The following is a 19,456-nucleotide window of genomic DNA, read 5'->3' as shown; positions in this document are numbered from 1 at the left end:
CCCATGAAGATATTCAATACCCATACCCCACTTTACTTAACACTAAGCCTGCTGGTTTTACTGGCCGCCTGCAAAGGTAAATCTGCCGGAGGCGATGAAGGCGACGACGCGAAAGTTGAAGCTATTACGCCGGTCACTGTCACGACTATTAACGATAGCACTTTGGTTGATTATACCAGCCTGAATGCCACTTCAACCTTTCAGCAAAAAAATATTGTGAAGGCCAACGCCAACGGCTATGTACAAGGCAACCTAAAACCGGGGCAGTATGTAAACCAGGGGCAGGTAATGTTCACCATTAAAACTAAAGAGGCTCAAACTATAGGTAACACCATCAATGTATTGGATACCACCTTTAAGTTTTCGGGGCTTAGCAAAATCAAAGCGCCCGCGCATGGTTACCTCACCCAACTCAATCACCAAAGCGGCGACTATGTGGCGGATGGCGAACAACTGGCCATAATAAGCGACCGCGCCAGTTTTGCCTTTGTGATGCAATTGCCCTATGAGATGCGATCAACAGTTAAACTCAACCAGGATGTACAGCTAACTTTGCCCGATAGTCGCAAAATAACCGGTAAGGTAAGTTCCTTCATGCCTTCTGTAGATACTACCGCGCAGACACAAGGCGTAGTAATTAAGATTAGTGCCGGCAATGACATTCCCGAAAACCTGATTGCTAAAGCACAGATCATCCGTTCATCAAAATCACACACACAATCATTGCCTAAAACAGCAGTGCTTACCAACGAAACCCAGACAGATTTTTGGGTGATGAAACTCATCAATAATAACACTGCTGTAAAAGTGCCGGTTACTAAAGGCATTGATGTGGGCGACCGTGTAGAGATACTGACGCCAAAGTTTGGGCCTACCGATAAGATTGTGGTTACCGGTAATTATGGTTTGGCCGACACCGCTAAAGTTAACATCGTGAAGTAATGACGGCGAAAAAAGACTTTTTCATATCGCACCGTAAGCCATTGGCATTGGTACTGGCACTCATTATTGCCGGCGGCGTTTTTGCGTACACCAAACTGCAAACCTCACTTTTCCCAGAAATCACCTTTCCTAAAATAAAGATCATTGCCGACGAAGGCTTGCAGCCTGTAGACAAAATGATGGTCACCGTTACTAAACCGCTGGAAAATGTGGTTAAACAGGTACCCGATCTGCAAATTGTGCGCAGCACCACCAGTCGCGGTAGTTGTGAGATCTCGGCCTTTATGAGCTGGAATGCTGATATGGACCTGAGCCAGCAGCGCATCCAGTCGGCTATTGATCAAATCAAAAATGATTTACCTGCCGACGTGAATATAACGGTAGAGAAAATGAACCCTTCTATTCTGCCTGTTAGCGGCTACACGCTGGAGAGTCATAGCCGCTCGCCAATAGAGCTGCGGCAGTTGGCTACTTATACGGTAAAGCCGTTCCTTTCGCAGGTAGATGGCGTGTCAGAGATCAGGGTTATTGGCGGTAAAGTTAAAGAGTATTGGCTGATCTTAAATCGCCAGAAAATGAGCAGCCTGGGCGTAACGCCTGATATTATTACCAATGCTTTAGCGCAAACCAACTTTGTAAAATCGGGCGGTTATCTGTCAGATTATAAAATGCTTTACCTGGCCGTTACCGATGCTACCATAGCTACCAGGCAAGAACTGGAAGACATGATTGTGAGTAATGACCACAAACGGATCATTCAACTTAAAGACATTGCCGAAGTACAGATCAATGAAGGCATTGAATACACCCGTATTAATGCCAACGGACATGATGGTGTGCTCATTGCGGTAATTAAACAACCAAATGCCAACCTGGTGTCACTGTCGGATGCTATGGCCGGCAAGGTGCAGGAGTTGCAAAAGCTTTTGCCAGCCGATGTGACCATTAAACCTTACTACATACAGGCCGATTTTGTTAATGCTTCTATAAAAAGCGTCAGCGATAGTCTTTGGATTGGTTTATTACTGGCAATTATCGTAGCGATAATTTTCCTGCGTTCAGTCAAAGCCAGCGCAACTATTTTAATTACCATCCCGGTTACGCTTGGCTTGACGCTGATTGTGCTGTACTGGGTTGGCTACACCTTCAACATCATGACGCTGGGCGCCATCGCCGCGGCTATAGGTTTAATTATTGATGATGCCATTGTCGTTGTCGAGCAGATCCATCGCACCCAGGAGGAGCACCCTAACGAATTGACCCGGATCTCGATCCAAAAAACATTGACTTATCTGTTCCCGGCTATGGTTGGATCGTCCATCAGCACCATCGTTATTTTTGTACCCTTTTTGTTGATGACAGGTGTGGCGGGCGCTTATTTCCAGGTATTGACAAATACCATGATCATTACATTGGTATGCTCGTTTTTGGTTACCTGGATAGGTTTACCGGTAATTTATCTGCTGCTTACCCCTAAACCCAAATTAAGCTCGGCACTTAAAGAGCATAAAGAAAAAGCGCATCGTGTTCATAAACAGCGCTGGGTACGCTGGTTCATTTTGCGGCCCTGGTTAAGCGCCGTAATTGTAATTGGATTGATCCTGGTAATTGTCATCATCCCTAATACTTTAAAAACAGGTTTCCTGCCGGACATTGATGAAGGCAGTATCGTGCTTGATTATTCATCGCCTCCGGGCACATCGCTGGAAGAAACTGACCGCATGCTGCGCGAGGCCGAAAAGATCATCATTAAACAACCCGAGGTTGAAGCTTATTCGCGCCGTACCGGTACGCAGATGGGTTTCTTTATCACAGAACCTAATCGCGGCGATTATCTGATCCAGCTGAAAAAAAATCGCACCAAAACTACAGATGAGGTAATTAGCGATTTGCGTAAAAAAATAGCTTCTACACAGCCGGCTCTGGTTATTGATTTTGGGCAGGTTATTGGCGATATGCTGGGCGACCTGACTACTACTGCTGAACCTATCGAAGTTAAAGTATATGGAAACGATCAGCATACTTTGCAGAGTTTATCGAAACAAATAGCGGCTGCCCTAAACTCGGTAAAAGGTACCGCCGATGTTTTTGATGGTATTGTGATTGCCGGTCCATCCTTAAGTATTGTGCCTAATTATGATATGCTGGCCCAATACAACGTTACCGCTGCCGAACTGCAAACCCAAACGCAAACGGCTCTGGAAGGTAGCCTTGTTGGTAATTTGTTTGATAAGCAGCAGTTGGCCCCTATCCGTATGGTTTACCCCGGTAACCGCTCGTTGAGTATCTCTAATGTTAAAGATTTAAATATTTTCCTGCCAAAAGGCAATATGATTCCGATTAGCCGCCTGGCTACAGTAGAGCTAAAATCCGGCGAAGCCGAAATAAACCGCGAAAACCTGCAGTCAATTGGTGTAGTCAGCGCACGATTGGAAGGCGCCGACCTGGGTACAGTAATGCCTGCAATTAAAAACGCGGTAGCTAAAATTAACCTGCCGCAAGGTTACCATGTTGAGTATGGAGGAGCCGATGCCGAGCAACAGCAATCATTTAAAGAGTTATTGACGATACTGATCGTAGCCTGCCTGTTGGTATTTGGGGTAATACTGTTTTTATTTAAGCAATTCAGAATAGCGGTTTTGATTTTATGCATATCTGTATTGGGCATAGCAGGCAGTTTGCTTGCCTTGTTTGTTACCAGCACGCCGTTAAACGTAGGCAGCTATACCGGCCTGATCATGATTGTGGGTATTATTGGCGAAAATGCCATTTTCACCTTCCTGCAATTTAAACAAAGCGTATTGGCAGGCAGCAAAGCTGATGAAGCGATTATCTATTCCATATCCACCCGCTTGCGCCCCAAATTAATGACGGCTTTAGGCGCTATCATTGCCTTAATGCCTTTGGCTTTGGGCATAGGTGCCGGAGCACAGTTGCATCAGCCTTTGGCTATCGCAGTTATTGGCGGTTTCCTTGCAGCGCTGCCTTTGCTGCTGATTGTGCTGCCAAGCATGCTGCAAATCCTTTATCGTAAGGGTGATGTAAATCCGCATAAACATTTAGACGAACACGTTGGGTAAATACAAGGTGTCTACAGAATTTAAGCAGATATTTATGTCGTACAGAAAAAATTAGACCATGAAAAAAATCATCCTTACATCTGCAGCGCTTTTGCTGGCGGGCCTAACCTATGCCCAGACTTATGTGTTAGATAAAACCATACCCTTAACCGGTGATGCGGGTTATGATTACCTGTCTATAGATAAAGTAAACAACCGCCTATATGTGTCGCACGGTACGATGGTAAACGTGGTCGATCTGGCAACAGAGCAGCAAATTGGTGTTATTGACGGCATGAAAGGCGTACACGGCATCGCAATAGATAATAAAGCCAATAAAGGTTTTATCAGTGATGGCAGAGCTAACGCAGTTGTAGCATTCGATTTGAAAACATTAAAAACTATAGCAACCATAGCATTAACCGAAGCTAACGGACCAGATGCTATTATTTATGATTCTTATTCAGACCGTGTATATAGTTTTAACGGCGAAAGCAATAATTCATCAGTTGTTGATCCTAATACCCTTAAGCAAGTTGGCACCATCGCATTGGGCGGCGGCCCCGAGTTTGCGGCCAGCGATGGCAAAGGCAAGATCTATAATAACCTTGAAGATAAAAACAGCCTGAACGTGATAGATGTAAAAGCCATGAAGGTAATTAAAAACTATCCCCTGGCACCCGGCGGCGGCCCTACCGGCATCGCTTTCGACCCGAAAACAGAGCGTACTTTTTCGGTTTGCCGCGCAAATAAAGGTCTGGAAGTTGTTAACGTTAACACAGGCAAAGTGGTAGCTACTGTTCCAATAGGTGCAGGTGTGGACGCCGTTGCATTTGACCCTGAAACCAAACTGGCATTCTCGTCGAACGGTGAAGGAACTGTAACCATCATTAAACAAGAAAGCGCTGATGACTACCGTGTTGTGCAAACTTTAGTTACGCAAACCAAGGCCAGAACAATGGCTTTAGACACTAAAACGCATAAAATTTACCTGAGCGTAGCAGAGTTTGAGCCGGGCACACGCAAAGCACTGCCAAATACTTTTAAGCTGTTGATCTATAAACAGAAATAGATTTTTATAACTAATATTTAAAATTTTATAATTATTATTGGGGAATTGAGTTATTAATATAATACCCCTAAACCAGCTTAAATTAATGGTTTTATAAAATTTTATGACTAAAAAAACAGATTTTGTTTACTCGCAGGTATCAGAACCTCACCGCGTCCGGACCAAACAAATTTTAAAACAATTTCCGGGCATGCGCAGCCTGATCGGCAAAAATCCAAATACCATCTGGGCCATTATTGGCCTGGTTGCCATTCAACTGGTATTAGCCTACTTCTTGCGCGATCAGTCATGGTGGTTGGTTTTCGGCGCTGCCTACTTGTTAGGTGCTTTTGCAGATCATGCGTTGTTTGTAATGATTCATGAATGCGCACATCAATTACTATTTAAAAACCGCTCGGCTAACCGTTGGGCAGGTATTTTGGCTAACATGCCACAAATTTTCCCAAGTTCAATTTCTTTCGAAAGATATCATATCAAACACCACTCTTTCCAGGGCGTGCATGAGCTGGATGCAGACCTTCCAAACCGTTGGGAAGCAAAGCTGATTAATAATTCTTTTTTAGGTAAAGCGCTTTGGTTGTTGTTTTACCCACTGTTCCAGATCTTTCGTCTTTCAAGATTGCGCGAGATCCAGACATTTGATATATGGATTGTAGCTAATTTGGCCGTACAAATTGTGTTTACCGGAGCTATTTATTATTTCCTGGGATGGCACGCTTTAGCTTACTTGTTGTTAAGCTTCTCTTTTTCGGTTGGCTTGCATCCGCTTGGTGCCCGTTGGATCCAGGAGCATTATTTAACCCATAGCGTTGAGCAAGAAACTTACAGCTACTATGGCGGCTTAAACACCGTTGCTTTTAATGTAGGCTTCCACAATGAGCATCATGATTTCCCTTCTATACCGTGGAACAAATTGCCGGAGATTAAAAAGACTGCGCCTGAGTACTATGACACGCTTTATAGTCACAAATCATGGACCAAGCTATTCTTCCGCTTTTTGTTTGACAAAGAGATCTCTTTGTTTAACCGTATCCTGCGTAAAGAAAGAGGTAAAGTTGCTTTGACAGACATTTCAAAACCCGATGCCGAAATGGCAACAAACTAATATAAAACAAGGCTCCTGCAAAGGAGCCTTTGTTGTTTATAGCATATTCGTAATAATCACTCTAATAAACCCGTTAAATTATTTTAAATACCTTTGCAAAAAAAACTCAGCCCCCCATGAGCAGAGCAAAAAAGTTAAATATCCTCATCCCCACCATATTCCTTTTGTTTTTAGGGGCCTTTGCGCGGCATAGGTATTTAGCGCACGAGATAGTGCAGACAGGCACCTTGCAGGATAAAGCAATGGACGAAACATCCGGCATTGCAGCATCATCAGTCAATAAAGACATTTACTACGTGCATAATGATAGCGGCGACACCAGTCGTTTTTTTGCGATAACACCCGAAGGTAAACTCATAACGACTTTATATTACAAAGGCGATCCGACCGAACGACTAGGCGTTAAAGATTGTGAGGACATTGCTGTTGGCCCCGGCCCCGATAAGAATAAAAGCTATGTCTATGTGGGCGACATTGGCGATAATTCGGCTGTGCGCAAATACCTGACGGTTTACCGCGTTCCGGAGCAAAGCAGCTGGACCAAGGGCGGTAATATCAACGTAGCTGCTACACCCATTCATCTAAAATATCCAGACGGGCCGAAAGACGCTGAAACGTTGATGATTGACCCTATTCAAAAATTGATCTATATCGTTTCCAAAAGGCATGATACAGTGAGTGTTTACACCAGTCCACTTAACTACAAAGCCGGTGATACAGTAATGCTAACACATCGTGCCAAGCTGTTTTTTAAGGGCTACAAACCTTTTAAATGGATCACTGCGGGCGATGTATCCAAAGACGGTAAACAAGTGCTGTTAAGAAGTTACGAGAAAGTTTATTATTGGAAACGTGAGGCTAATGAGCCTATGTGGCAAACTTTGCAGCGAACACCAGCAGAACCTGAATATAAGCAGGAAAAACAAGGCGAAGCTATTGGCTTTACACCCGATGGTCGTGGTTATTATACTACCAGCGAGGGGGTATATGCACCCATCTATTTCTACAAAACTCCCTAAGCTCTTTCTTTTACTGAAAGAATATCATAATTTTAACGTTATAACACTAAAATTATGAAAAGAAAACTCTTAACTATTGCATTGTTATTCAGCACTGTGCTGGCCTGCTTTGCAGCCATTACAGATCTAACCGGTAAATGGAAAGGCGATATTGTAACCAGTAGTGGCGATCAGGTAGCGCTTACTTATATTTTTAAGGTAGATGGCGACAAACTAACCGGCGTAGTACAAACCCCGCAAGACGATTTGAAAATTTACGATGGCAAAATAACCAACGATAAAGATTTCACCTTTAAAGTTGATTTTAATGGCGATGTAGTACAAAGTACAGGCAAATACTATGGCGATTCGGTTATTGTGATAGCCAATTTAGCCGGCGATAAATTGCGTTCTAAATTGACCAGGGCGTCTGCTGCTAAGTAAGATAGCATTTACACAACGTAAACTTAATACTAACAGATAAGTTAAACTTAACTTGTTGTTTACTTAATCGAAGGGTAATTTTTTATTTACAAGGGCAATCTACCTTTAAATAAAACTACTCAAGATTATGAAAACAAGAATCGTAACAACCACACTGTTAGTATTTTGTAGTTTCATTGCATGCTTTGCTGCAATCACCGGATTAAACGGAAAATGGACCGGCTCCGTAAAAATCACCCAGGAAGACGAACTGTCTTTAGTTTACAATTTTAAAGTTGATGGCAATAAGCTATCAGGTACTGTAGAGTCGCCTGATGGTAATGAATTGCCTATTGCCGACGGCGTTTTATCGGGCAGTGAATTTGCCTTTACCGTGAAAGCCGGCAAAATAGTGGTTAACCACACCGGCAAATATTACGGCGACTCGGTAGTAGTATCTGCCGATATAGATGGCAAGACTTTTAAGTCGACTTTGAAACGGGATAAATAAGAGCCCCACCCAACCCTCCCCGGTAGGGAGGGCTTTAATAATATTGACAATAAATTAAAAGTCTCCCCTACCGGGGGAGATTTAGAGGGGGCTGGTTCTTGTTTTTCTGCCTCCCCGCACATACCTTTGCGGCAGCATGCTCAGAAAGGTTACCGCTATAGTATTATTGGTTGCACTGGTTTCAGTAAACCTGTCGCGGTACTTCGTTTATGCGGGGTTTGAGCTTAACAAAAAATATATAGCCTCTACCCTTTGCGAAAACCGCGATAAGCCCTGGCTGCATTGTAATGGGCATTGCTACTTCATGAAAAAGATCAAAGCCGCGCAGGATGCCGAGAAAACCGATTCGCGCGAGTCACAGAAAAACCTTTTCCAGGAAGTATTTTTTTCGGCTACGCTGGATGTAATATTCCATACCAAATTATTGGACACAATCTCCACCCCTTACCATAGTCCGCAGGGCATTGCCGGCAGCTGTACTATCTTCCAACCTCCTCAACTGGGTTAATCTTTTCTTTTACAGTGTTATTGTTTGATGATGACGCTATGCCATTGGTGTATCGTGTCATTAGCTCATATCACTGTTTAATTCATCCATTCCACCATTTTTCTTCATCCGGGAGGCAACTCCCTACTATATATCTACATGAAAGTATATTTATTATATTTTTTACTGAGCCTGTTTACGATCACGGCATTTGGCCAAACTATAACCGGCACCGTAACCGATGCCATAACGCACGAGCCATTAGCCGGCGCCACTATTAGCGGTGAAAATGGCATCGCGTTAAAAACGAATGTTAAAGGACAATTTACCATCGCGACAAGCACCATTAAAATAAGCATGGTTGGCTATGCCACGAGGACCGTGACCATTAGTGCCGATCATAACATTATTGAGTTAACACCTTCAACCGTCGATTTGCAACCGGTAATTGTATCCGCCAGTCGCGAGGGAGAAGCCAGGCAGGAAGCGCCTATTGCCATCAGCAAAATCACTTCAACCCAAATTCAGGATACCAAAGCCGCTGCGCTATATCAGCTGTTAAACAAAACCGCGGGTGTTTATATGGTCGATCTGGGTAATGAGCAGCATACCATGGCCATTCGTCAGCCTATCACGTACAATGCCTTGTATTTGTATATGGAGGACGGTTTGCCTATTCGCCCTACCGGGATCTTTAATCATAACTCGTTGTATGAGATCAATATGAGCGGTGTGAAAGATATAGAGGTAATTAAAGGACCCGCTTCGTCGCTTTATGGCAGTAACGCTATTGGCGGTGCCATAAACTTTATTACGCAAAATCCGCCGGCGGTACCGTCGGGGAATATCAGCTTGCAAGGCGATAATCATAATTACATCAGACTGGATGCCAATGCCGGATTCACCTCGGGCAAATTTGGTTTGTACGTGGGCGGTTATACTTCGCATCAGCAAGACAGTTGGCAGGATTATTCTGATTTTGATAAGCATTCCATCAATTTTAAATCAACCTACGCAGTTAGTGATCGCACCAAAATAACCGCATCGGCGGCTTACAATTACTTGAATACCCAGACACCGGGTAGCCTGGATAGCGCGCATTTTTACAGCCGCAGTTATGGCGCTAACCAGCGTTTTACTTACCGCAAAGTAGAAGCTTTCAGAGCCAGCGCCAAACTGGAGCATGCCTGGAACGACAAGAATAACACCTCGGTGACTGCTTTTTATCGCGATAACTCAACCGCCCAGCTACCCAGCTATTACATTGCCGACGTACGCGACGGCTCCGGAAACTACCTGAGCAGTAACGGACAAGTGAACGATCAGCGTTTTCACAGCTTTGGTTTATTGGCGCAGCACCGAAGCAATTTTGATTTTTTGAACTCGCGCTTGATTGCGGGTTTGTATGTGGATGACAGTCCGAGTTCTTACTACGCGCAGTATTTGAACATCACTAAAGATATCGCAAATAACTACTATACCGGCTTTGTGAACACCGGGACCTACATTGATAACTACACCATAAAACTATTTAATACAGCAGCTTACACACAGTATGAGATCAATCCTATTGAACCCTTGCGTATTGTAGCTGGCTTGCGTTATGACCGCGTGCATTACAACTTTCAAAACGGATTAACCACCGGGACAAAATACAAACAACAGGAAACCAATGATTTCAACATCGTAGCGCCTAAACTGGGGCTGACTTATGATTTGGGCAACAACAAAGGCTTTTACGCCAACTACAGCGTCGGCTTCCAACCTCCTGAAACCGGCGACCTATACAGTGCGCGCCAGTTAACGCCATTGAAACAAGCTACTTTCAACAACTACGAAGTTGGTGGCTGGATGTCCGCCCTGAATAAGAAAATGTACATCGAGGTAAGTTTGTATGATTTGGAGGGGCATAATGAGATCATCAGCCAGTTACTGCCTGACAACACCACCCAAAATCAAAACGCCGGTGCTACACGGCACCAGGGTATTGAGTATTCGGTAACCTATGCTCCGGTGAGCGATCTGAGTTTCCGCTTTAGCGGCACCAACGCTAAGCATACTTATGTGCAGTATAGCGAGGTGGCAACAAATTATGCCACCAACACCAATTACACGATAAATTACGATGGCAAACGCATGAACAATGCGCCTGCCTGGATTGCTAATTCAGAATTAACCTATAAACCTTATTACCTGCCCGGTTTCAGAATTGCCGGCGAGTGGCAGCATATTGATAAATACTATACCGATCCGGCTAATACCAAGACCTACTCGGGCTATGATGTCTTTAACCTGCGCCTGGGTTACGATTTGAAAGGCGAACGTTTAAAAGGCGCTACCATTTGGGTTAATGCGCTTAACCTGGCCAATAAATTATATGCCACTACGGTAACCGGCAGCCAATACGGCGATACTTACAACGCCGCTCCTCCGCGCACTATCGCTGTAGGCATTAACTATTCATTTGCAAAACATTGATATGAAAGAAAAGTTAGCACCGGCCAATTCGGCCGCCAAACGCAGGTTTTATAAATGGCACCGCATTATTGGCTTAACCGCGCTGGTACCGGTAATTTTCTGGACGCTTAGCGGCTTGTCGCACCCGTTCATGTCTAATTGGTTCAGGCCATATATTCCGGTCGAGGTTTATGAACAGCCCGCTCAAAGCGAGCTGAAGCCTATGTTGAGCATCCAACAAGTGCTTGACCAAAACCACATCGCGCAGCTTAGAAATTTTTCTTTGGTTCGATTTAATACAACGGCTTACTACCAGGTTATTGGTGCCGATAGCTCGTATAATTATTATTCTGCTATCAGCGGTCGGATTTTGCCCGGCGGCGATCAACAATATGCTATTTACCTCGCCCGCTATTTTACACAGGACAGTACGTCGGCCATTAAAAGCATTAAAAAGCAAACATCGTTCGATGGGCAATATCAGCCCATCAATCACTTGCTGCCTGTTTGGAAAGTATCCTTAAATCGCCCGGATGGCATGGATATTTATGTGGAAACCAGCCAAAGCCGCATGGGTACGTTTAACAATAACACCCGCAAAGCTTTCCTGTGGATCTTTGAGCAGTTTCATACCTGGCAGTTTTTGGTTGATATTGGCGGCAATACCTTCCGCCTGGCGGTGATGCTGGTGCTGGTAAGCTTTATGTTTTTGGCTTTGCTAAGTGGACTGACGATTTATGCATTCTTTTGGAAAAACTTTAAATCGGTTACCGAGAAACATCGTCAGAAAGGCACAGATGATCGCAGGTTTATTCATCGCTACCACAGGCAGGTTGGGCTTTGCATCTCGCTGATCATGTTTATGTTTTTGATAAGCGGGGCATTTCACATCGTTACGCAGTTGGTAGACAACGGGCCTGCAAAAGCAGACTTTGCGCAACTGATCGATCATAAAGATTTAACCATATCCAATCTGCAATTGCCTTTGGCAGACAGCAATATCAGGCGCATCGGTTTGGCAAAATTTGATAGCCGTACCTACTATCAGATCACTAATAAAAAGAAACAAATTGTATACCTCGATGCTGCTAGCGGCGCCGAGTTAGCCAACGGCGATGAGCAATTTGCCCATTTTTTAAGTGCCTATTATGGCGATGGTAAAACTGTTGGTCGACCGTTAATTAAGCGTATCGGACAGTTTAACGAGGAATACGGATTTATCAATAAACGTTTGCCCGTGCAGTGCATTAGCTATCCAAATGCCGAGAACTGGTATATCGAAACTACGTCGGCCAAACTGGCTACCAAGGTGGCAGGCATTGACCGGGTAGATGGATTCAGTTTTATCTTCCTCCATAAATTTTTCTGGATGACCTGGGCCGGTAAAGATATTCGCGACATTGTAAGTATACTAGCGGCACTTACTGTACTGGTTACCTCGTTATTGGGGTTGACGGCATTTATCAAAAATAAATAAGCAGATGAGATCGGTATTAATAGCTTTAGCATTTTTGGGTATGGGTTTGACTAGCTGCAGTAATGCGACAAAAGATAAATCGACCACAAAAAAACATTACAAATATTACTGTATTATGCACCCTGATCTGGGCAGCGATAAACCCGGCGTATGCCCAAAATGCGGTATGCAGCTAGTGGAGCGGGATACCGATAAGTAATTATGCTTTATCATCCTGAATTGTCTCATTCTCTATAATTAAAAGGCATAATAACATCATTTACACCACGTCATCGTGAGCGCTAGCGTGACGATCTCTGACCGACTTGCTTAACCTGTTTATCCGGAGATCGTCACGCTCGTTCCTCGCTCACGATGACGTGACGGTTGGGTAGTTGAGAACAAATACCCAACCCCTTTATTTTACTTTACGGTTACCGTGCCTTAAAACCGGCATGGTAACTTTGTATTATGAAAATACAAATTTGGAGCGACGTAATGTGTCCTTTCTGCTACATCGGCAAACGCCGTTTTGAGCAGGCCCTAGGGCAGTTTGAACATAAAGACGAAATTGAGGTTGAATGGAAAAGCTTTCAGCTTAACCCAAACCTGGTAACAGATCCAACTATCAACATTAACCAATATTTGGCTGACATCAAAGGCATTACTATTGATCATGCCAAACAATTGAATGATCATGTTACCCAAATGGCTGCCGAAGTAGGTTTGACCTATGATTTTGACAAAGCCATAGTGGCTAATAGTTTCGACGCCCACCGTTTTGCGCACCTGGCCAAACAAAATAGCTTGGGCGACGAAGCCGAAGAAGCCTTGTTTAATGCCTATTTCACCGAAGGTAAAAACATAGCCGACCATGAAACTTTAGCCGAGTTAGGCGAGCAGATAGGTTTAGATAAAGATGAAGTAGCGCATACGTTGAAAGGCAACAAATACGCTATCAACGTAAATCAGGATATAGCACAGGCACAGCAATTAGGTGTGCGCGGGGTTCCGTTTTTTGTGCTGGATATGAAATACGGTATCTCCGGAGCGCAACCGGTAGAGGCCTTTACTGAAACTTTAGAGAAAGCATATACCGAGTGGACAGCTACCAAACCTGTCGCTCTAAATGTAATTGAAGGCGATAGCTGCGAGGTTGGCGGGGATTGCTAAAAGATAATAGTTCCTAAAATAGCGATGTCATTTCGAACGGAGTGAGAAATCTATACAATGCTTAGAATTGCGTGTGTATAGATTTCTCCCGCTGGTCGAAATGACATTTTCTTTGTAATTCAGAATTTCATTCCTCATTCAAATCCTTATCATTCGGATTTAAAATGTAGTCAAAGCTTTCATAACCGTTATGGAAATAAAACTTAAGCCTTGATTTCGGGACGTCAATGTCTAATGATAATGCCGCCAGTGTTTCTGGTAAAATATCCCGTATTAATTTCAGGTCGGTTACGTGCGGCATTTCAACATAAATCCCTTCACTAACCGCCTTTACATCCCATCCCGGCAGGTTTGCCCCTTGCAAAATATCCAGCCATTTTTGTTGATATGCGCTCATAACCTTGTTATTATCTAAGGATGCGAAAGCAATAAGCAGGCCAATAAATTTCGATTTTATCGGCAAAATACAATCGTTTGCAATCGCGGGCATTTATTAGCTTAACGCGATGAAAATCAAGCGTAAAGAACTATTTAAAAGCCTTGAAATAAAATAAGCACAACATTTTTTTGACTTTGCAGTAACATTAACTAGTGTACATTTGTCTTATTAATCAAATGATTAATTTTTTGAGTTGATTAAAACAAACTTATTAACTTTTTGTATTAAATAGTCAGGAAATATCTCCCATATTAATACCTTTGTCGCAATTGATGGATACCGCAAACAGTACAACTCTTCAGACAGAAAAAAAGGCCAAAAAACCGGGCTGGCTAAGTAAATTTTTAGTTAGCCTTTACAATATAAATAAGTTTATTATCCGGTTTTTTAAAGAAGCCTTTGTACCGCCGTTTGAATTTAAGGAAATTGTAAGGCAATGTTATGAAACCGGGGTGCGTTCTTTTACCCTGATATCATTAACGGGCTTTATTGTGGGTTTGATCTTTACCAAGCAGTCACGTCCTTCATTAGGTCAGTTTGGTGCTACCTCCTGGTTGCCGTCGTTGGTGTCAATTGCTATTATGCGTGCCCTGGCGCCGCTGGTAACGGCGTTGATTGCCGCCGGTAAAGTAGGCTCAAGTATAGGCGCCGAGCTGGGTTCTATGCGTGTAACCGAGCAAATTGATGCTATGGAAGTATCGGGCACCAAGCCTTTTAAATTTTTGGTGTGTACCCGTGTATTAGCTACTACATTGACCATCCCTATTTTAGCAACATACACCGGCTTGGTGGCTATGCTGGGTGGTTATATTAACGTAGCGGTTAATGAGGGTACCAGCTTCAACACTTTTGTGCAGGAGTTTTTTGACCCGCTTACTTTTACAGATTTTGTTTCATCGCTTATCAAATCCATCGTATTTGGTTTTACCATAGGCATTGTTGGCGCTTACCAGGGATATTTTTCGACCAAAGGTACTGAGGGTGTGGGTAAGGCAGCTAATGGCGCAGTAGTAACGGCCATGTTTTTAATATTTATTGAAGAAATAACTATAGTGCAGATAACCAGTTGGTTCCGCTAGCATAACATATGAATAAGCCAAAGGCACCCATAGATCACAATAACACGGTTATAACCATCAAAGGATTACGCAAATCTTTTGAGGATTATCACGTATTGCGCGGTATTGATCTTGACCTTTACCAGGGCGAGAACCTGGTAGTGCTTGGCCGTTCGGGTACCGGTAAATCGGTATTGATCAAAATTATCTCAGGCTTGTTAACTGCCGACCATGGATCAATAAATGTATTGGGTCAGGATATCAATCATATTACCGATAGGGAGTTGCAGGAACTGCGCATCCGCATTGGTTTCTCGTTCCAGAACAGTGCGTTGTATGATAGTATGACCGTGCGTAAAAATCTGGAATTTCCGTTGGTGCGTAACCGTAAAGGCATCAGTAAAAAAGAAATAGATGAAAAGGTTGATGAAGTACTGGACGCAGTTGGTTTAATAAAAACCATTAACCAGATGCCCTCAGAATTATCAGGCGGGCAACGCAAGCGTATAGGAATTGCGCGCACACTGATACTAAACCCGGAGATCATGCTGTATGACGAACCTACCGCCGGTTTGGACCCTATCACCTGTATTGAAATTAATGAACTGATCAATGAGGTTCAGGAAAAATATAAAACGTCGTCTATCATCATTACGCACGATTTAACCTGTGCCAAACAAACAGGCGACAGGATTGCTATGCTGCTGGATGGGCAGTTTCAGCGTCAGGGTACTTTTGATGAAGTATTTGACACTAACGATGAGCGGGTTAAGCCGTTTTTTGATTACAATTTTATAAAGTAGATTATTACAACATTACCATAATGGAAAAAGCAGAAAATAAACGCGCGATTACTGTAGGGCTATTCTTGGGGATAGGCTTATTGGTATTTATCGTCGGTGTTTTTACCCTGGGCAGCCAGTCTAAAACTTTCTCAAAAAGCATACATATCAGCGCCGTATTTGATGACGTAGCAGGTTTAAAAACCGGAAATGTAGTTTGGTTCTCGGGCGTTAAAGTGGGCAGTATCAGCAAGATTCGCTTTGTTGGGCCGGGTCAGGTTGATGTACGCATGAGTATTGACGAAGGCAGCCAGCAATACGTGCACCGTAATGCGGGTGTACATATTGGGTCTGACGGTTTAATTGGTAATAAGATCATTGTTATTGATGGTGGCAGCCCGCAGGCGCCGGTTGTTCAGGATGGCGATGTGTTGCAAACTGAAAAAATGACCTCAACTGATGATATGTTGAAGGTATTGCAACAAAACAATCAAAACTTATTATCCATAACCGGCGATTTTAAGATGCTGAGCCGTAAAATATTACAAGGTAAAGGTACCGTAGGTACCTTAATGGCCGATAGCACCGTAGGCAACCAGTTCAAAGATGCGATGAGCAATTTCGAAAAAACCAGCGCCAGTGCTGCCAGGTTAGCTAGTCAGCTAGAAAAGTTCACCAACAAAATGAATACCAAAGGCGGTTTAGCCGATAAGTTATTGACCGATACCGCGACTTTCGCCACTATTAAAGCGGCTACCAGTCAGCTAAAAGCTGCGGCGGATAACGCCAATGTTCTTACCGAAAATCTGAAAAAAGCATCAGATAAATTAGATCGTAGCGACAACGCCATCGGCGTGTTGTTGAATGACCCTAAATCGGCGGCTAAATTGCAAAACACGTTCGATAACCTGCAACAAGGATCAGTTAAATTGAACGAGGACCTGGAAGCTGCTCAACATAACTTTTTGCTGCGCGGATTCTTTAAGGATAAAGCAAAAGCTAAAGCCGATAGTATTAAGAAAGCTAATAAGAATTAGGTTTAGCTTAGATAAAAAGTTTGTCATTCTGAGCGGAGCGAAGAATCTTATTTAAGCGATGAGTAAATCGTATAAGATCCTTCGCTACGCTCAGGATGACAATGATGTTAACAGAAATCCTCAAAAACACTTTCCGTTTTCAAAAGTTTAATAAATAAGCAGGGATACTTACTACCTGCACATTAAATCATAACCATGAAGACGCCGAAAGTAACACCAACCGATCCTGCATCTGTAAAAAGGGGTTCCAAATCGCCAAAAATTGAGACTGATTTCCCGCTGAGCGAAAAGGACGAGGTTAAAAAGGCTGAGCAAAAATTACAGAAAGAGCAGAAAAAACACAGCTAATTTGCGTGGATCATCTGCATTCATGTGCGAGTTTGTAACTTAGCCCATAACATCCTCTAAAATCAAGGGATGATTTATTATGAAAACCCTATTTATCTTTTTGGCAATTACTTTATGTTTCGCCGCTTGTAAACCATCTGCATCGCCCGAAAAACTTTACGGCAAATGGACATACATCAGGGTGCGCAACCCGCTTGCAGACCCGCCGGATAGCGTCGGCAGAGAAACGTTGGCCTTGCAAAAACCTTATATCGAGTTCACTGACAAAGATAGCCTGATCATTAACTGGGACGGCAAAACGTTGTCGCATGGTACCTTTAAAATTGACGGCCAGAACATTAAATACAAAGAAATATTGACCGATGGAACAACGCGGGAGTTTCCGTTTTATATCGAGAATTTTAATGATAAGCAGATCATTTTCTCTACCAAAGGCAAGGATGGATCTGAAGTTACGGCGGTAAAAGAATAATTTTTTTTAATAAAAGGTGATACTTCCCTCCTTTTCGACACATCGATATAAAGAGACACCAATATGCAAAGCATCAGCAACAAACAGACGCAGCGGCAGGAGCTTTTTATCCACTTATACAAAAGCGCTTTCCCGGCGGTAGCAAAATACATTGCCCGCATGGGCGGTAGTTTTGATGAGGCTAAAGATGTTTTTCAGGATGCATTGGTTATTTATTATGAAAAGGCCGTTGCGCAGCCGTCAGTTTTAAATAATGATACGGCTTACCTGGTAGGCATTGCTAAAAATTTATGGCTGAAAAGATACCGTCAAACCCGTTCAAACTTGCCATTAACAGACCTGGATGTAGCTTTTGATGAACAAGAAGAAAACCCATCCAACAACAAACTGATGCGTTTTTTAAGTACTGCCGGACAAAAGTGTATGGAGCTGCTCAAAAGCTTTTATTACGACGAGTTACCGCTAGGCGAAATTGCCGAAGAGTTTGGCTACTCGGGTGTACGCAGCGCTACCGTGCAAAAATACAAGTGCCTTGAAAAAGTAAGAGAAACCATTAAAGAAAAAGCCTTGGCGTATGACGACTTCATGGAATGAAACCCAACAAATTGAAGCCATTATTTTGAAAACGGCTACACCGGGTGAAGCTTTATTATTTGAGGCCAAATTGATGCTGAACAATGAACTAGCCGATAAGGTAATCTGGCAGCAAAAAACCTATGGCATAATTAAACAATACGCGCGCAAACAATTAAAAGCCGAGATTGAGACCCTGCACCAACAACTTTTTACACAGCCTCAGTACCGAAGCTTCAGCCAAAAAATAAGGCAGCTTTTTAGTAAACAATAAATCAAAATTTTATGAAAATTGATAAAAACGAGTTCCGCAAATTTGCGGTGGGGCACTGCTATGTCCCGTCTGCCGGGGTTGACCAATATATTTCGGCGGTTGAAAAGAGCGCCCTACCCCAAGCAATGACCCCCTATATTACCGAGGAACGCGAGCTGCGGGTATCGCAAATGGATGTATTCTCCAGGTTGATGATGGACCGTATTATTTTTATGGGTGCAGCTGTTGAGGCTAATATTGCTAATATCATACAAGCACAGTTACTGTTCCTGCAATCGACAGATGCAAAGAAGGACATCAATATGTACATTAATTCGCCGGGCGGCGAGGTTTATGCCGGGTTTGGTATATATGATACTATGCAATTGGTTAGCCCCGATGTGGCGACGATTTGTACTGGCATGGCGCTTTCTTTTGGAGCTATATTACTTTGTGGCGGTGCCAAAGGTAAACGCAGCGCCCTCGCCCACTCTCGCGTGATGCTGCATCAACCGCTGGGTGGTGTGCAGGGTCAGGCGTCAGACATTGAGATTACCGCCAACCAGGTACTCAAAGTTAAAAAAGAACTGTACGATATCATTGCCAAACATAGCGGCCAGGACTACCAGCGCGTCCACGATGTTTGCGACCGCGACCATTGGATGGTAGCCAGTGAGGCTAAAGAATTTGGGGTAATAGATGAGGTGTTGGTATGATTTTTTTGTCATTGCGAGGAGGAACGACGAAGCAATCGTACGCGTTAAGCTTTTCTGCTTGCGATTGCCGCGCTACGCTCGCAATGACAAATTAT

At 43.4% G+C, this 19,456-nt stretch carries 21 protein-coding genes; 20 read left to right on the top strand and 1 reads right to left on the bottom strand.

The annotated features are described in order from the left end of the window. The first annotated feature begins 3 nt into the window (after nt 1-3). The 12 genes from HB679_RS00395 to HB679_RS00340 all read left to right on the top strand — a co-directional run bounded on the left by HB679_RS00395 (nt 4) and on the right by HB679_RS00340 (nt 13,683). Nucleotides 4-942 (top strand): efflux RND transporter periplasmic adaptor subunit, encoded by a 939-nt coding sequence (locus HB679_RS00395; protein ID WP_214069958.1) that lies wholly within the window; start codon nt 4-6, stop codon nt 940-942. Next, nucleotides 942-4,022: an efflux RND transporter permease subunit gene (locus HB679_RS00390; protein WP_214069957.1), complete on the top strand. Its 3,081-nt coding sequence runs from the start codon at nt 942-944 to the stop codon at nt 4,020-4,022. The genes HB679_RS00395 and HB679_RS00390 overlap by 1 nt, the downstream gene beginning before the upstream one ends. A 58-nt stretch (nt 4,023-4,080) precedes the next feature. Then, a complete protein-coding gene (locus HB679_RS00385) occupies nt 4,081-5,073 on the top strand; it encodes a YncE family protein (RefSeq protein WP_214069956.1) in 993 nt (330 codons plus the stop codon). A 103-nt stretch (nt 5,074-5,176) separates the two neighbouring features. Beyond that, complete coding sequence (locus HB679_RS00380; RefSeq protein ID WP_214069955.1) at nt 5,177-6,178, top strand: fatty acid desaturase; 1,002 nt, start codon at nt 5,177-5,179, stop codon at nt 6,176-6,178. 116 nt (nt 6,179-6,294) lie between these two features. Further along, a complete protein-coding gene (locus tag HB679_RS00375) occupies nt 6,295-7,197 on the top strand; it encodes a hypothetical protein (protein WP_214069954.1) in 903 nt (300 codons plus the stop codon). Between the two features lie 54 nt (nt 7,198-7,251). Next, the gene (locus HB679_RS00370; protein WP_214069953.1) at nt 7,252-7,620 is read left to right on the top strand and encodes a hypothetical protein; all 369 of its coding nucleotides are present in this window, start codon (nt 7,252-7,254) and stop codon (nt 7,618-7,620) included. 127 nt (nt 7,621-7,747) lie between these two features. Continuing rightward, nucleotides 7,748-8,110, top strand: coding sequence for a hypothetical protein (locus HB679_RS00365; RefSeq protein WP_214069952.1), 363 nt, complete (start codon nt 7,748-7,750; stop codon nt 8,108-8,110). A 136-nt stretch (nt 8,111-8,246) separates the two neighbouring features. Further along, nucleotides 8,247-8,618 (top strand): hypothetical protein, encoded by a 372-nt coding sequence (locus HB679_RS00360; protein WP_214069951.1) that lies wholly within the window; start codon nt 8,247-8,249, stop codon nt 8,616-8,618. A 138-nt stretch (nt 8,619-8,756) separates the two neighbouring features. Beyond that, entirely contained in the window at nt 8,757-11,075 is a 2,319-nt protein-coding gene (locus HB679_RS00355; protein WP_214069950.1) for a TonB-dependent receptor, read from the top strand. 1 nt (nt 11,076) lies between these two features. Continuing rightward, complete coding sequence (locus tag HB679_RS00350; RefSeq protein ID WP_214069949.1) at nt 11,077-12,531, top strand: PepSY domain-containing protein; 1,455 nt, start codon at nt 11,077-11,079, stop codon at nt 12,529-12,531. Between the two features lie 4 nt (nt 12,532-12,535). Then, the gene (locus HB679_RS00345; protein WP_214069948.1) at nt 12,536-12,730 is read left to right on the top strand and encodes a heavy metal-binding domain-containing protein; all 195 of its coding nucleotides are present in this window, start codon (nt 12,536-12,538) and stop codon (nt 12,728-12,730) included. 251 nt (nt 12,731-12,981) lie between these two features. Beyond that, on the top strand, nt 12,982-13,683 hold the full coding sequence (locus HB679_RS00340) for a DsbA family oxidoreductase (RefSeq protein ID WP_214069947.1): 702 nt from the start codon (nt 12,982-12,984) through the stop codon (nt 13,681-13,683). A 127-nt stretch (nt 13,684-13,810) separates the two neighbouring features. Here HB679_RS00340 and HB679_RS00335 read toward each other — a convergent pair whose 3' ends face one another. Beyond that, entirely contained in the window at nt 13,811-14,080 is a 270-nt protein-coding gene (locus tag HB679_RS00335) for a hypothetical protein (protein ID WP_214069946.1), read from the bottom strand. A 314-nt stretch (nt 14,081-14,394) separates the two neighbouring features. Here HB679_RS00335 and HB679_RS00330 point away from each other — a divergent pair, with 314 nt between their 5' ends. The 8 genes from HB679_RS00330 (at nt 14,395) to HB679_RS00295 (ending at nt 19,361) form a co-directional block, all read left to right on the top strand. Next, entirely contained in the window at nt 14,395-15,201 is an 807-nt protein-coding gene (locus HB679_RS00330) for an ABC transporter permease (protein ID WP_214069945.1), read from the top strand. 8 nt (nt 15,202-15,209) lie between these two features. Continuing rightward, nucleotides 15,210-15,983 carry an ATP-binding cassette domain-containing protein gene (locus HB679_RS00325; RefSeq protein ID WP_214069944.1) on the top strand — a complete coding sequence of 258 codons (774 nt, stop codon included), beginning with the start codon at nt 15,210-15,212 and terminating at the stop codon, nt 15,981-15,983. A gap of 20 nt (nt 15,984-16,003) precedes the next feature. Further along, nucleotides 16,004-16,999, top strand: a complete 996-nt coding sequence (locus tag HB679_RS00320) for an MlaD family protein (RefSeq protein WP_214069943.1) — start codon at nt 16,004-16,006, stop codon at nt 16,997-16,999. A 195-nt stretch (nt 17,000-17,194) separates the two neighbouring features. Continuing rightward, nucleotides 17,195-17,347, top strand: coding sequence for a hypothetical protein (locus tag HB679_RS00315; RefSeq protein ID WP_214069942.1), 153 nt, complete (start codon nt 17,195-17,197; stop codon nt 17,345-17,347). Nucleotides 17,348-17,426: 79 nt separating this feature from the next. Further along, nucleotides 17,427-17,819, top strand: a complete 393-nt coding sequence (locus HB679_RS00310; RefSeq protein WP_214069941.1) for a hypothetical protein — start codon at nt 17,427-17,429, stop codon at nt 17,817-17,819. A 63-nt stretch (nt 17,820-17,882) separates the two neighbouring features. Next, nucleotides 17,883-18,413: a sigma-70 family RNA polymerase sigma factor gene (locus HB679_RS00305; RefSeq protein WP_214069940.1), complete on the top strand. Its 531-nt coding sequence runs from the start codon at nt 17,883-17,885 to the stop codon at nt 18,411-18,413. Continuing rightward, entirely contained in the window at nt 18,394-18,666 is a 273-nt protein-coding gene (locus HB679_RS00300) for a hypothetical protein (protein ID WP_214069939.1), read from the top strand. The genes HB679_RS00305 and HB679_RS00300 overlap by 20 nt, the downstream gene beginning before the upstream one ends. 11 nt (nt 18,667-18,677) lie before the next feature. Further along, nucleotides 18,678-19,361, top strand: coding sequence for an ATP-dependent Clp protease proteolytic subunit (locus HB679_RS00295; protein WP_214069938.1), 684 nt, complete (start codon nt 18,678-18,680; stop codon nt 19,359-19,361). Nucleotides 19,362-19,456 lie beyond the last annotated feature (95 nt).

The organism is Mucilaginibacter sp. dw_454 (assembly GCF_018449775.1).
GTDB lineage: Bacteria > Bacteroidota > Bacteroidia > Sphingobacteriales > Sphingobacteriaceae > Mucilaginibacter.
The sequence above is the reverse complement of the archived record's forward strand: the minus strand, read 5'-3'. Positions and strand labels throughout refer to the sequence as shown.

Coding starts and splice junctions, on each gene's coding strand:
- HB679_RS00360 (WP_214069951.1), top strand. CDS start 8,247: ATGCTCAGAAAGGTTACCGCTATAGTATTATTGGTTGCACTGGTTTCA.
- HB679_RS00390 (WP_214069957.1), top strand. CDS start 942: ATGACGGCGAAAAAAGACTTTTTCATATCGCACCGTAAGCCATTGGCA.
- HB679_RS00310 (WP_214069941.1), top strand. CDS start 17,427: ATGAAAACCCTATTTATCTTTTTGGCAATTACTTTATGTTTCGCCGCT.
- HB679_RS00345 (WP_214069948.1), top strand. CDS start 12,536: ATGAGATCGGTATTAATAGCTTTAGCATTTTTGGGTATGGGTTTGACT.
- HB679_RS00355 (WP_214069950.1), top strand. CDS start 8,757: ATGAAAGTATATTTATTATATTTTTTACTGAGCCTGTTTACGATCACG.
- HB679_RS00385 (WP_214069956.1), top strand. CDS start 4,081: ATGAAAAAAATCATCCTTACATCTGCAGCGCTTTTGCTGGCGGGCCTA.
- HB679_RS00320 (WP_214069943.1), top strand. CDS start 16,004: ATGGAAAAAGCAGAAAATAAACGCGCGATTACTGTAGGGCTATTCTTG.
- HB679_RS00335 (WP_214069946.1), bottom strand. CDS start 14,080: ATGAGCGCATATCAACAAAAATGGCTGGATATTTTGCAAGGGGCAAAC.
- HB679_RS00295 (WP_214069938.1), top strand. CDS start 18,678: ATGAAAATTGATAAAAACGAGTTCCGCAAATTTGCGGTGGGGCACTGC.
- HB679_RS00350 (WP_214069949.1), top strand. CDS start 11,077: ATGAAAGAAAAGTTAGCACCGGCCAATTCGGCCGCCAAACGCAGGTTT.
- HB679_RS00380 (WP_214069955.1), top strand. CDS start 5,177: ATGACTAAAAAAACAGATTTTGTTTACTCGCAGGTATCAGAACCTCAC.
- HB679_RS00375 (WP_214069954.1), top strand. CDS start 6,295: ATGAGCAGAGCAAAAAAGTTAAATATCCTCATCCCCACCATATTCCTT.
- HB679_RS00370 (WP_214069953.1), top strand. CDS start 7,252: ATGAAAAGAAAACTCTTAACTATTGCATTGTTATTCAGCACTGTGCTG.
- HB679_RS00365 (WP_214069952.1), top strand. CDS start 7,748: ATGAAAACAAGAATCGTAACAACCACACTGTTAGTATTTTGTAGTTTC.
- HB679_RS00325 (WP_214069944.1), top strand. CDS start 15,210: ATGAATAAGCCAAAGGCACCCATAGATCACAATAACACGGTTATAACC.
- HB679_RS00330 (WP_214069945.1), top strand. CDS start 14,395: ATGGATACCGCAAACAGTACAACTCTTCAGACAGAAAAAAAGGCCAAA.
- HB679_RS00340 (WP_214069947.1), top strand. CDS start 12,982: ATGAAAATACAAATTTGGAGCGACGTAATGTGTCCTTTCTGCTACATC.
- HB679_RS00300 (WP_214069939.1), top strand. CDS start 18,394: ATGACGACTTCATGGAATGAAACCCAACAAATTGAAGCCATTATTTTG.
- HB679_RS00395 (WP_214069958.1), top strand. CDS start 4: ATGAAGATATTCAATACCCATACCCCACTTTACTTAACACTAAGCCTG.
- HB679_RS00315 (WP_214069942.1), top strand. CDS start 17,195: ATGAAGACGCCGAAAGTAACACCAACCGATCCTGCATCTGTAAAAAGG.
- HB679_RS00305 (WP_214069940.1), top strand. CDS start 17,883: ATGCAAAGCATCAGCAACAAACAGACGCAGCGGCAGGAGCTTTTTATC.